The sequence below is a fragment of the Apibacter adventoris genome (assembly GCF_002964965.1).
In the GTDB taxonomy this organism is placed as follows: domain Bacteria; phylum Bacteroidota; class Bacteroidia; order Flavobacteriales; family Weeksellaceae; genus Apibacter; species Apibacter adventoris.
Map to the genome: position 1 here is coordinate 120,471 of NZ_PSZN01000017.1, position 12,833 is coordinate 133,303.

11 protein-coding genes and 2 rRNA genes are annotated in these 12,833 nt (G+C 28.6%); all 13 read right to left on the reverse strand.

Annotated elements, in window-relative coordinates; all coding sequences use genetic code 11:
- Positions 1 to 290: 290 nt before the first annotated feature.
- Positions 291 to 1,421 (reverse strand): DegT/DnrJ/EryC1/StrS family aminotransferase, encoded by a 1,131-nt coding sequence (locus C4S76_RS06815; protein WP_105193724.1) that lies wholly within the window; start codon positions 1,419 to 1,421, stop codon positions 291 to 293.
- A gap of 112 nt (positions 1,422 to 1,533) precedes the next feature.
- Complete coding sequence (locus C4S76_RS06820) at positions 1,534 to 2,313, reverse strand: FKBP-type peptidyl-prolyl cis-trans isomerase (RefSeq protein WP_105193725.1); 780 nt, start codon at positions 2,311 to 2,313, stop codon at positions 1,534 to 1,536.
- 28 nt (positions 2,314 to 2,341) lie between these two features.
- The gene (locus C4S76_RS06825; protein WP_105193726.1) at positions 2,342 to 3,076 is read right to left on the reverse strand and encodes an FKBP-type peptidyl-prolyl cis-trans isomerase; all 735 of its coding nucleotides are present in this window, start codon (positions 3,074 to 3,076) and stop codon (positions 2,342 to 2,344) included.
- Positions 3,077 to 3,106: 30 nt separating this feature from the next.
- A complete protein-coding gene (locus C4S76_RS06830) occupies positions 3,107 to 3,787 on the reverse strand; it encodes an FKBP-type peptidyl-prolyl cis-trans isomerase N-terminal domain-containing protein (RefSeq protein ID WP_181044076.1) in 681 nt (226 codons plus the stop codon).
- 115 nt (positions 3,788 to 3,902) lie between these two features.
- Positions 3,903 to 4,310: a hypothetical protein gene (locus C4S76_RS06835; protein WP_105193728.1), complete on the reverse strand. Its 408-nt coding sequence runs from the start codon at positions 4,308 to 4,310 to the stop codon at positions 3,903 to 3,905.
- Between the two features lie 206 nt (positions 4,311 to 4,516).
- Positions 4,517 to 5,608 carry a DNA polymerase III subunit gamma/tau gene (dnaX, locus tag C4S76_RS06840; RefSeq protein ID WP_105193729.1) on the reverse strand — a complete coding sequence of 364 codons (1,092 nt, stop codon included), beginning with the start codon at positions 5,606 to 5,608 and terminating at the stop codon, positions 4,517 to 4,519.
- Between the two features lie 133 nt (positions 5,609 to 5,741).
- The gene (locus C4S76_RS06845; RefSeq protein WP_105193730.1) at positions 5,742 to 6,155 is read right to left on the reverse strand and encodes a Fur family transcriptional regulator; all 414 of its coding nucleotides are present in this window, start codon (positions 6,153 to 6,155) and stop codon (positions 5,742 to 5,744) included.
- 1 nt (position 6,156) lies between these two features.
- Positions 6,157 to 7,920, reverse strand: a complete 1,764-nt coding sequence (gene argS, locus C4S76_RS06850; protein ID WP_105193731.1) for an arginine--tRNA ligase — start codon at positions 7,918 to 7,920, stop codon at positions 6,157 to 6,159.
- 124 nt (positions 7,921 to 8,044) lie between these two features.
- Positions 8,045 to 9,019 carry an alcohol dehydrogenase catalytic domain-containing protein gene (locus C4S76_RS06855; protein ID WP_181044077.1) on the reverse strand — a complete coding sequence of 325 codons (975 nt, stop codon included), beginning with the start codon at positions 9,017 to 9,019 and terminating at the stop codon, positions 8,045 to 8,047.
- 180 nt (positions 9,020 to 9,199) lie between these two features.
- A complete protein-coding gene (locus C4S76_RS06860; RefSeq protein ID WP_105193733.1) occupies positions 9,200 to 10,402 on the reverse strand; it encodes a glycoside hydrolase family 10 protein in 1,203 nt (400 codons plus the stop codon).
- Between the two features lie 193 nt (positions 10,403 to 10,595).
- Positions 10,596 to 11,987: a dipeptidase gene (locus C4S76_RS06865; protein ID WP_105193734.1), complete on the reverse strand. Its 1,392-nt coding sequence runs from the start codon at positions 11,985 to 11,987 to the stop codon at positions 10,596 to 10,598.
- Positions 11,988 to 12,389: 402 nt separating this feature from the next.
- Positions 12,390 to 12,499 (reverse strand): 5S ribosomal RNA (gene rrf, locus C4S76_RS06870).
- 99 nt (positions 12,500 to 12,598) lie between these two features.
- Positions 12,599 to 12,833, reverse strand: a 23S ribosomal RNA gene (locus C4S76_RS06875); the annotation flags it as partial.

Here is a 12,833-nt window from a genome sequence, read left to right on the forward strand (position 1 = left end):
ATAATAATTTTTAATAAAAAATATGTACCTGATCATGAAATTATAAAATTTCATAATCAGGTATTCTTATTTTAAAATATTTTACATTCCTTCACTCTATAAATAATATATTTAGCAAAAAAAGGGGTCTAGAACCCCAAATAATTATTTTTTATTTATCTAAATTTTATATCATTTTTTTTGAAAAAAATTGATATACATAATTTACAATGAATGAGAAATATAGTATAAACTTATCTTTTTCAAAAATATCATTTATAAAAACAAATATTTTTAGAATCTATCCATCTCTATATAAAGAAGTTTAATACATTTTTTATAATATAATCTAACTGTTCTTCTTCTAATTCTGTATGCATAGGTAGGGATATAACCTGATCTATAAGTTTATTAGTCATAGGAAAATCTTCATCTTTATATTTGCCATTATCATATGCTTTTTGTTTTCTCAATGGTACCGGATAATAAATCATAGCTGGTATCTGTTTTTCTGACAAATATTTTTGTAAAGCATCTCTGTCTGCATTTACTACTTTTAATGTATATTGATGAAATACATGAGTAGTATACTCTTCAGCTCTGACCGGTGTAATTAAATTAGGATGATTTGAAAAAGCTTTATCATAATATTCAGCAGCTTTTCTTCTTTTCTCATTATAAGAATCCAATAAGGGTAATTTTGCATTTAGCACCACAGCTTGCAAGCTATCTAATCTAGAATTTACTCCCACTTCATCATGATAATATCTTTTATACATGCCATGATTAACAATGCCCTTAATCTTGTGGGCTAAATCATCAATATCAGTAAAAATAGCTCCTCCATCTCCATAACATCCTAAATTTTTAGATGGAAAAAATGAAGTTGCACCGATAATTCCCATAGTACCAGATTTTTTTATGGTATTATTTTTAAATTTATAATCAGCTCCTATAGCCTGCGCATTATCTTCTATCACATAAAGATTGTGCTCTTCAGCTATTTTAAGTATCTCTTCCATATTTGCACACTGCCCGAATAGATGAACCGGTATAATTGCCTTAGTTTTAGGAGTAATGGCTTTTCTTATAGATTCCGGATTAATCGTAAAAGTATCATAATCTACATCTACTAAAACGGACTCTAATTTCAATAGATTTATAACTTCTACAGTGGCAGCAAAAGTAAAATCTGCTGTAATTACCTCATCTCCCGGCTGTAGTTCTAAAGCCATTAAAGCGATTTGTAAAGCTTCTGTTCCATTTCCGCATGGAATAACATGTTTTATTCCTAAATATTTTTCTAAATTTTCTGAAAACAAATTAACTTGAGGTCCATTGATGAAAGCTGCTGAGTTCAAAACTTCTTCAAATCCTGAATTTATCTGTGATTTTAGTGGTTGATATTGACTTACCAAATCAACCATTTGTATTTTTTTCATGAGTATAAATTTTACCCGCAAATTTAATAAATGCTATTTGAATAAAAGTTTTATAAAAAGAAAAACTCTCATTTAAAATGAGAGTTTTTAATTAATTTCTATAAAGTTTATTTTATTTTGGACCTTGTTGTGCTTTCTGCATTTGTTGTTTTAATTGTTCCATTTGTTCTGGAGTGATTTTTTCTCCATTTTCTTGCTGAGCTTCTTGTTTAGGCATAGGCTTAAAATCAACCAATTCTATTTCAAATATTAGTGCTTGATTAGGACCTGCAGGACCATTTTCTCCATAAGCTAAATCTGAAGGTACATATAAAATATATTTAGCTCCTTTTGACATTAATTTTACTCCTTCTTTCCATCCGGGTACTACTCTAGATAAAGGAATATCTGCCGGTTTATTACCTGTTGCTTTTTTAGAATCCTCAATTACAGTACCATCAATAGTTTTAAGAACATAGTTTACACTTACTAAATCATCATCTGTAGGTTTAGCTCCTGTTCCTTCTTTTTCAACCTTATACTGTAAGCCTGAATTCGTCACTTTTATTCCTGATTTTTTCTTGTTTTCATCTAAAAACTTCTTGCTTTCTTCTGTATTTCTTTTAGCTGTCTTTTCTAAGTGCTTAGGAATATAAGCTGTCATAAATGACTGTATAGAATCTTCAGGAAAGAGTAATTTTTTATTTTCAAATTTATCTTGCATAGCTTGTTTTACTATGTCTAAATTTATATCTTTATCTAAGCCTTGTGGTTTAAAACTTTGTGCAAGGCTCAACCCTATTGCATAAGAGGCTTTCTCATCATCTGTTTTTAAAGTTGTTACTTTCTTTTCTTTATTACATGATACAAGTAATATTCCTGTAAATAGTACTAAAATAGTTTTTTTAATCATTATATTAAACTCTTTATATTATTATTTTTTATTTAGCTTCTGATGCATCATCTTTAGGAGCTGCTTTAAAATCAACTAATTCAATATCAAAAATTAAAACAGAATTAGGCTCTATTTTAGTTCCTGCTTCTCTTTCTCCATAGGCTAAATCTGAAGGAACAAAAAATCTATATTTTGAGCCTTTAGTCATTAAACCTACGCCTTCTGTCCATCCTTTTATTACACGATTTAGAGGAAATTCAATAGCTTCTCCATTATTATTGTTTTGTGTAGAATCAAAAACAGTTCCATCTATAAGCCTACCTTCATATTTTACTTTAACTATATCTTCAGGTTTAGGAGTTCCAACAGATTTTCCTTTGGTCAATATTTCATATTGCAATCCAGAAGCTGTAGTAATAACTCCCTTTTTTTTCTTATTATCTTCTAAAAATTTTTGTCCAATAACCTTATTTTTTTCACCTAATTCTTTAATTTTTTTAGTATACTCTTCTCTCTTAATACTTATATATCTATTCATAAATTTACTAATAGAATCTTCTGAGAATACTAACTTAGTTCCACTTAATACATCATTCATCGCCTGATTAAAAATTTTCACATCCAAATCTTTATCCATATTTTGTTGTTTAAGATTTTGGGCTATATTCACACCTAAAGAATAAGATAATTTTTCTTTGTCTGTTTTAAGCTCTGTTACTCTCTGTGCTAATGCTGGTAATGAAAACACACATAAAGCAATGACTATAATTCTTTTTTTCATTTATTATTTTTTTAATTATTTATCGTATTATTAGGGAATTAATTCTCTCTCTTCTATATCTTTTTCATTTTCAGGTATAGGTTTAAAATCAACTAATTCTACTTCAAATATTAATGCTTGATTAGGACCTGCAGGACCATTTTCTCCATAAGCTAAATCTGAAGGTACATATAAAATATATTTAGCCCCTTTTGACATTAATTTTATTCCTTCTTTCCATCCGGGTACTATCGTTAATAATGAAATTTCTACCGGTTTATTATTTGTATTTTGTTTAGAAGCTTCTATTACATAACCATCTATAGTTTTAAGAACATAGTTTACACTTACTAAGTCATCATCTGTGGGTTTAGCTCCTGTTCCTTCTTTTTCAACCTTATATTGTAAACCTGAATTTGTTACTTTTATTCCTGACTTTTTCTTGTTTTCATCTAAAAATTTCTTACTTTCTTTTGCATTTAATTTAGCTATTTTTCCTATATGCCTAGGGATATAATCTGAAAAAAATAACTGTATGGAATCTTCAGGAAAAAGTAATTTTTTATTTTCAAATTTATCTTGCATAGCTTGTTTTACTATGTCTAAATTTATATTTTTATCTAAGCCTTGTGGTTTAAAACTTTGCGCAAGACTCAGTCCTATTGCATAAGAGGCTCTCTCATCATCTGTTTTTAATTTTGTTATTCTTTGTCCCCAAACAAATGCAGACATTAAAAAAGTTATAAAAAAAAATATATTTAACTTCATTATATATGAATTGTTATAGTTGACTACAAATATCTAATAAATTATCGAAATAAAATTAAAAAATTTAGCTAACATTATCTTAAATATCAAGTTTAAAATCATTTTTCAATTTTTCTAGTAATGGGTTATTTTTTAACATTTTTTCATATTTATCTTTATTTGAAAGAAAAATATTCTTTTGCGTTTCCTTAATTTCGTAATTAAAGATAATAGAGTAGTTATTTAGTTGTTTTTTTAATTTCTGAAAAAAATTTTCTCTCAAACTTTCAAATTCTTCATATGCAGAGTGCGAGGGAAATTGAAAAAAAATAGTAAAATTTTCTTTTAGCTGACAACTTGTGGTATTTAAAACATTATATAATATAGGTTGTTTATTTTTAAGATTTTGTAAATATTGATTCCAAAATAATTTTAAATCTTTCTCTTCAAATTGATCTTTACTTTTTTGAGAAGAATCTATAATTAAATCTTCTTCTTTTTCTTCCATTGAAGCTTTTAAAAAATCTTTAATAGAAAGTACTGATATACTTTTGGACTTAGGATTTACTGGAGAAATTACTTTTTTACTGTCTTCTTCTTCTTTCGTTTTACTTTCTTTTTGTAATTCTTTATATACTACCTCTACTTTTTTCTCGTCAATCTTTAAGTTTAAGTTTTGTTTTTTTAGTTCCGTTTTGAAACCATGAGGAGGAATTATTCTAAATTTTTTTTTTTATTTACTATATGTTCATCTGCAGTTAAAGAAGCCAACTGCATTAAAGCTATTTCTATAGACAATTTAGGGTTTTTACTATTTCTAAAATCAATATCTGCCTGATGACATATTTCAATAGCTTGAATTAAAAAATTAGGTGTACATTCTTTTGCCTGTAGTAAATATTTTTGTTTCGTCGCTTCTCCGACTTCCAATAAATTAAGAGTCTGCAGATTCTGAGAAACCATTAAATCTCTGAAATGGCTACCTAAAGAAGAAATAAAAGCCTGAGAGTCAAATCCTTTTTTAATAATCGCATTAAATAACAATAATATCTCTGGAATATCATTTTTTAAAGCTAAATCTGTTATTTTAAAAAAATATTCATAATCTAAAATACTCAGATTTTCTGTTACGGCAGCAATGGTAAGATTTTTCTGGGTAAAAGTAACTAACCTGTCAAATATTGAAAGAGCATCTCGTAATCCTCCATCTGCTTTTTGCGCTATGATATGCAATGCATCTTCTTCATAATTAATCTTTTCAGCGTTTGCTATTTTTTTTAGGTGTTCTTTTATATCGTTTACTTCAATCCTTTTAAAATCATAAATTTGACATCTAGAAAGAATTGTAGGAATAATTTTTTGTTTTTCAGTAGTGGCTAATATAAAAATTGCATGAGCCGGAGGCTCTTCCAATGTTTTCAAAAAAGCATTGAATGCTGCATTTGAAAGCATATGAACTTCATCTATAATATATACTTTATATTTTCCTACCTGAGGAGCATAACGTACTTGATCAATAAGGTTCCTTATATCATCAACTGAATTATTAGATGCTGCATCTAGTTCAAATATATTAAAAGCAAAATCATTTTCATCTGTTTCTCCAAACTTTTCATTAATCTTACGGGCTAAAATACGGGCACATGTAGTCTTACCTACTCCCCTTGGACCACAAAAAAGAAGAGCTTGAGCTAATTGATTATTTTCAATTGCATGTTCTAATGTATCTGTTATATGACTTTGACCGACAACGGAATCAAATTCTAGAGGTCTGTATTTTCTTGCTGAAACAACAAAGTTTTCCATACCTTACAAAGGTAATATTTTTCTATGAATTGAATACATAATTATTTCAATACAAACTATTGTACAGAAATTTTTTCTCTAATCTATTATATTACCTTAATTATATTTTTGAGCTTAGAAAATAAAATACTATCTATTTAATACAATCAGCACATAAACCGTGTGCTATGATATCTAATTTTTCAAGCTTAAAATTAGAAGGTATTTCTACATCCGGAGCTTTAACTTTAGATAAACAAAAAACTTTTTTACATGAAGAGCAACAAAAATGTATATGGCTATCTGCATGAAATTCTTCTGAGCAATTATCTGTACATAAGGCATACACTGTTATATTCCCATCTTTAATGCTATGTAAAAGTCCTTTCTTTTCAAATGTTTTTAACGTTCTGAAAAGAGTCGTCCTATCGGAATAATCAAAATCTGTTTCTAAATCGGAAAGTGAAATAGCTGTTTCTTGTTTTAAAAAATAATCTAACACCAAAAGCCTCATAGCTGTGGGGTTAATATCTTTTTGTTTTAGTAATTTTTCAAGTTGATTTATCATTTTACATTCGTTCAGGAGAATCTATCCCTAAAAGATTTAACGAACTTTCAATTACATTTCCTGTCCATTGGGAAAGCGCCAATCTTATTTGTTTTTCAGATTCATATTTTACATTCAATATAGAATAATTTTGATAAAAATAATTAAATATTTTCACAACATCATAAACATAATTCGCTATTAAAGATGGATTTAAAGTATTTGCCGATTTTTGTATTATTTCCGGGAACGATGACAGCAATAGAATTAGTTTTTTTTCGGTTTGATTTAATGTATAAGATGTTATTTCAATAGTATGAGTATCCGCTTTTCTTAAAATAGACTGTATTCTCGCAAATGTATATTGTACAAAAGGTCCGGTATTTCCATTAAAATCGATACTTTCTTTAGGATCAAATAATATTCTTTTTTTAGGATCAACTTTTAAAATGTAATATTTTAAAGCTCCCAGTCCAATTTGTTGGTTAATTTTCTTTTTTTCTTCTTCAGAATATCCATCTAATTTTCCTAATTCTCCGGATATTTCTGTAGCTGTATTTATCATTTCTTGTATTAAATCATCAGCATCTACCACTGTTCCTTCTCTAGATTTCATTTTTCCACTTGGCAAATCTACCATTCCATAAGATAAATGATATAATTGGCTTGCCCAGTTATATCCCAACTTTTTTAAGATTAAAAATAATACCTGAAAATGATAATCTTGCTCATTCCCAACGGTGTAAATTAATTGATCTAATTTATAATGGGTAAATCTTTCTACAGCTGTACCTAAATCCTGAGTCATATATACAGATGTTCCATCACTTCTTAACAAAAGTTTCTGATCCAATCCTTCTTCAGATAAATCTGCCCAAACAGAACCATCTTCTTTTTGAAACAAAACTCCATTTTTTAGTCCTTTCTCTATAATATCTTTTCCAAGTAAATACGTATTACTTTCATATTGCACGACATCAAAATGTACACCTAAATTTTTATAGGTTTGTTCAAAACCAGAATAAACCCAAGAATTCATCTTTTGCCATAGCTCCCTTACTTCTTTATCTCCATCTTCCCATTTTTTAAGCATATTTTGGGCTTCCACAAAAATGGGTGCTTTTTTCTTCGCTTCTTCTTTATCTACTCCTGTAGTTACCATTTCTGCTATTTCTTTTTGATATTCTTTATCAAAAAGCACATAATACTTCCCTACTAAATGATCTCCTTTAGTCTTTTTAGTTTCCGGTGTTTCTTTATTTCCAAATTTTTGCCAGGCTATCATAGATTTACAAATATGTATACCTCTGTCATTTATAATTTGAGACATAAGAACTTCATTCCCGGCAGCTTTAAGTATGTTACTAATTGAAAATCCTAAGAGATTATTACGAATATGACCTAAATGTATAGGTTTATTGGTATTGGGGGAAGAATACTCCACCATAATTTTAGATCTTTTCTCCTTGCTGAATCCAAAATACTTATCTGAATAATTATTTTCAATGGTTTGAATTAGTAATTCTGAATTTAATGATAGATTTAAAAAACCTTTAACTACAGTAAACTCTGTAAATATATTCAGTTTTACCAAATACTCTCCTAATTTTGTAGCTATATCTTCCGGTTTTTGTTTTACCTCTTTTACTAATGGATAAACTACTATAGTATAATCTCCTTCAAACTCATCTTTAGTTATTTGAATTTCAACAGCAGGCATATCTATATTGAATACTGCTTTTATTGCCTCTATGCTTTGTTCTTTTACTAAGGATTTTGGATTCATTCGTAAAGTCTAAAATTAATCTTACAAATTTACATATTTCTCTTTAAAATTATTAATTAATGCTAAGCGAAGTCTTAATATTATAAAAAAGATATATATATGTATATTGTTTATTTAAAGATTTTTATAATTTAACTAAATATTTAGTTGATAAATTGTTTTTTTTCATTTCTGCCAGATGTTGAGGCAAACGATCAAAAGTCGTAATTTTAAATTCTCTTTGTTTAAGTATGCCTGTTCTTATTTTACATAATAATTTTTCCCCGTTTTGCATTAAATGGGCAATTTGTTGCTGATTGGCATATTTATGAAATGCTCCCAAAGCTATTTCATGCAAGGATACACAGGTAGTAAATGGAGATAGCAAATTTTCTTTTATCCTATCTTGAATAGCAACCATATGTCCGTAATAAGCGATTAAATCTAATAGTCCTGTAGCATGAGCTCCACTAACCGTATCAAAAACCACATCAAATAAATTCCCTTGCAAACTCTTCTTCATTTCTTTTTTCCAATCTTTATCTTTATAGTTTAATGCTTTTAATACACCCATTTTTAAAAATTCCTGATGGTGCAATTTTCCTGCAGTTACATACACTTTAGCTCCAGATTCTAATAATAATTGAGTTAAAAAATATCCTACAGATCCGCCCGCACCACTAACTAAAACTTTCTTATTGAGTAAACTGGGTATTTTTTGAAATGCCTGAAAAGCAGTCAAAGAAGGACATGGAAAAGCTGCAGCAGCTGCATCATTTAAATTATTTGGAATAGTCATAATACTATTCCCTTTCACAATCGTATGAGTAGAAAAACTTCCAGCTTTGGATAGATCAGTATGATAACAAACTCTGGATCCTAATTGAAGATGTTCCATATTATCACCCACTTTTATTACAATTCCTGCTCCGTCCACTCCAGGAATATGATTTATTTCCCAATCAGGATGTCCATTTTCAATCAACTTCCAATCTACAGGATTTAAGCCAATAAAAGTGTTTTGAATTAATATTTCATCTTTACCTAATTCAGGTATATTACTTTCTTTAAGGACTAAATTTTCTGGTTCTCCTTTTTTCTGCCATTGCCATGAATTCATTTTCCCCATTGTAATTAATTTTATGTTTATATAGCTAATATATTCTTTTTTTTAGAATTTATTAATGTATATTTTAAAATTAAAATACATCCTATCTATAAATAAATATTTTACACAATAAATGACAAAAGTCGATAGCGCATTTATTAGTGAAGATTATAATAAAGAAGATAAAATTAGTTATTCGGATGCAAAAGGTCCTGATAAAAGGCTATTTATAATATCTTTAGGATTACGAACTAAAGATCTATAACTAAAGAAAATATTACCTTTTACTTCTGTAAAGTTCCTGTTTAGAAAAATTTGTTGAATTAATTCATCTTCTTTTTTCCATTCACTCACTCTGTAAGCAGCCAAACCCACATATAACTTTGTTTTAGTTTCTTTAGCAGCGTTATTCCACCACTCAATTAAAGTCGTATAATCCGCTGTATAATTACCCCTATGCCAATATAACTGAGGAGCTACATAATCAATCCAGTTATTTTCCATCCAATAAAGTACATCTGCAAATAAATCGTCATAATTTTGTAATGCTCTGGTTTTAGATCCTTTTAAAGGGTCTGAACTCACATTTCTCCATACCCCAAAAGGACTCACACCAAAATCAATTTTCTTTTTTTCTTTTTTTATATTTTGATGTAATTTTTTTATAAATTTATTAATGTTATCTCGTCTCCAATCCGATTTATTGGCAAATGTAACACCATATTTTGCATATTCTTTATAATCTGGGTATTCTAACTTTCCTATTTTATACGGATAAAAATAATCATCTAAATGAACTCCATCTATATTATAGTTTTTCACAACTTCCATTATAGATTCTATAACATAATCTGATACTTCAGGTATTCCCGGATTTAAATATAGCTGATCCCCATATCTAACCACCCAATCAGGATGTTTATAGGCTATATTATCTAAAGATAAAGTACTTAAATTAGTACTTCCTGCAGATAATCTGAAAGGATTAAACCAAGCATGAATTTCTATATTCCGTTTGTGAGCTTCTTCAATCATAAATTCTAAAGGATCATACCCAGGATTTACTCCTTGTTTTCCTGTTAGATATTTAGACCAAGGACTCATTTTAGATTTGTAAAAAGCATCTGATGAAGGCTTAACTTGAACCACAATAGCATTCAGTTTCCACTTTTGTACATTATCTAAAATTGTTAAAAACTCTTGTTTTTGTTGGTCTGCTGATAATCCTGTTTTGGTAGGCCAATCTATATTTCCTACAGTTGCTACCCAAACCGCTCTAAATTCTTTTTGTTTGACTGAAGAAGATGAATAATTATTCTTTTCTTTGGGCTGAGCAAATAGTATAGTTACAAATAAAATACAAATTAGTGAAGAATAAAGTTTTATTGGGTTCATATTAATTTAAAATATGTTTAATTTTACAAAATTATTAATTAAATAGCTAAAAGAACCCTAACAATATGTTAATTGAATATTAATTTATTTCTTTCATAATTTTAAATAAATTATATTTTCTATATTAAATGATTAACTTCTAAAAAATGTTATAAATTTTATTAAATAAAATTCTTTATAGATTATAAATGAATTAACTTTTTTTACTTTCTACATAATACTGCAAAAAGTATGGAATTGTTTCTATACCTTTATAAAAATTAAAAAGCCCATAATGTTCGTTTGGAGAATGGATAGCATCAGAATCTAATCCAAATCCCATAAGCACAGATTTTGCTCCCAAAATTTCTTCAAACAAAGTTACAATGGGTATACTTCCTCCGGTTCTGTAAGGTAATGTTTCGGTTTCAAAAGTTTTTTCCATAGCTTTTTTAGCAGCAATATATCCCGGATCAGAAGTTGGTAAAACGTACCCATTCCCTCCATGATGTGGGGTTACCGTTACCTTTACACTTTCCGGAGCTATAGAAATAAAATATTCTGTAAATAAACGAGTAATTTCATTTGAGTTCTGATTAGGTACCAATCTCATAGATATTTTAGCGTACGCTTTTGAAGGAATTACAGTTTTGGAACCTTCTCCTATATATCCTCCCCATATTCCGTTAACATCTAAGGTTGGTCTAATTGAAGTTCTTTCAAAAGAATTATAACCAGCCTCCCCTTCTGTTCCCCTTAAGCCAATAGATTTTTTAAAACTCTCTTCGTCAAAAGGTAATTTATTAATTTCTTCTCTATCCTTTTTTGATAATTCAACTACATTATCATAAAAACCTTTAATTGTTATTTTCCCATTTTCATCTATTAAAGAAGCAATCATTTTAGATAAAATATTAATGGGATTAGGGACAGCTCCTCCATAAAGTCCGGAATGTAGATCTCTATTTGGACCCTCTACCATTACTTCAACATAACTTAATCCTCTTAAACCAGTTGTTACAGTTGGCACTTTATTAGAAAAAATATGAGTATCTGATATTAATATAATATCACAAGACAATTTTTTAATATTAGCTTTCAAAAATTCTTCTAAATTTACTGACCCTACTTCTTCTTCTCCTTCAATAATAACTTTTACATTACAAGGTAATGAATCTGTTTTAATAAGAGATTCCAACGCTTTTACATGCATAAACCATTGACCTTTATCATCTGCAGAACCTCGAGCAAAAATAGCACCTTCAGGGTGAATATTTGTTTTTTTTATTACAGGTTTAAAAGGATCGCTATACCATAAATCTAAAGGATCAGCAGGTTGAACATCATAATGTCCATATATTAATACAGTAGGTAAAGATGAACTTACTATTTTTTCTCCATATACTACTGGATTACCATTTGTTTTACAAACTTGAACTTTATCCAATCCAGATTGTTTAAAATTTTCAGCAATAGTATCTGCACAATGTAAAAGATCTTTAAAATATGCTGAATCTGCACTTATAGAAGGAATTTTTAATAATTCAAATAATTCATCTAAAAAACGTTGTTTATTTTCTTCCTGGAATTTAAGAACTTTATCCATTTTAGTAACTTTATTAACGATATTAACAAATATATAAATAATTTATTTAAAATAAGACAAAAACATGAATATTTAATTCCCAGGTTTAAGGAAAAAATATAACAATTATACTTTAAATCTTTATTACTCGCCAAAAGTAATTATTTTTATTAAATAAAATTATCATTATTCATAAAAAAAACAAATTCTCCCTTCTTCATAAATTAAATAATAAAAATTTAATCCCAATAATAAGCCCGGAATTTCCCTTTTTTATACACTATACACTTTTAATATGGCCATACTTACTGTAAAACTAATTAAACCTATAATCCCTCTTATATTCCTATTTTTTTCTTATTTTTTAACCCTATAAAAACAAAAAAGTCTCACTTATATAATAAGTGAGACTCTGTATTAAAAAACTGGCGGCTACCTACTCTCCCGCAATTAGCAGTACCATCAGCGCTAGGCAGGCTTAACTTCTGTGTTCGGAATGGGAACAGGTGAGCCCTGCAGCTATAACCACCCTAAATATTGTTAATGGAATTTTATATAATATTTTTTAAACTTCTCACCTTTTATACTAGGCTTATTTGATTTGTGTTTTTATTACTTCACCTGTACTTTTTTTGGACGAAATCTACGGGTAATTAGTACTACTCGGCTATGACATCACTGCCTTTACACCTGTAGCCTATCAACGTGGTGATCTCCCACGACCCTTAAAAGAATTCTTATCTTGTGGCGAGTTTCGCACTTATATGCTTTCAGTGCTTATCTCTTCCAAACTTAGCTACTCAGCAGTGCACCTGGCGGCACAACTGATACACCAGAGGTTTGTTCAACTCGGTCCTCTCGTACTAG

Coding starts and splice junctions, on each gene's coding strand:
- C4S76_RS06865 (WP_105193734.1), bottom strand. CDS start 11,987: ATGGATAAAGTTCTTAAATTCCAGGAAGAAAATAAACAACGTTTTTTA.
- C4S76_RS06820 (WP_105193725.1), bottom strand. CDS start 2,313: ATGATTAAAAAAACTATTTTAGTACTATTTACAGGAATATTACTTGTA.
- C4S76_RS06855 (WP_181044077.1), bottom strand. CDS start 9,019: ATGAATTCATGGCAATGGCAGAAAAAAGGAGAACCAGAAAATTTAGTC.
- C4S76_RS06825 (WP_105193726.1), bottom strand. CDS start 3,076: ATGAAAAAAAGAATTATAGTCATTGCTTTATGTGTGTTTTCATTACCA.
- C4S76_RS06845 (WP_105193730.1), bottom strand. CDS start 6,155: ATGATAAATCAACTTGAAAAATTACTAAAACAAAAAGATATTAACCCC.
- C4S76_RS06830 (WP_181044076.1), bottom strand. CDS start 3,787: ATGTCTGCATTTGTTTGGGGACAAAGAATAACAAAATTAAAAACAGAT.
- C4S76_RS06860 (WP_105193733.1), bottom strand. CDS start 10,402: ATGAACCCAATAAAACTTTATTCTTCACTAATTTGTATTTTATTTGTA.
- argS (WP_105193731.1), bottom strand. CDS start 7,920: ATGAATCCAAAATCCTTAGTAAAAGAACAAAGCATAGAGGCAATAAAA.
- C4S76_RS06815 (WP_105193724.1), bottom strand. CDS start 1,421: ATGAAAAAAATACAAATGGTTGATTTGGTAAGTCAATATCAACCACTA.
- dnaX (WP_105193729.1), bottom strand. CDS start 5,608: ATGGAAAACTTTGTTGTTTCAGCAAGAAAATACAGACCTCTAGAATTT.
- C4S76_RS06835 (WP_105193728.1), bottom strand. CDS start 4,310: ATGGAAGAAAAAGAAGAAGATTTAATTATAGATTCTTCTCAAAAAAGT.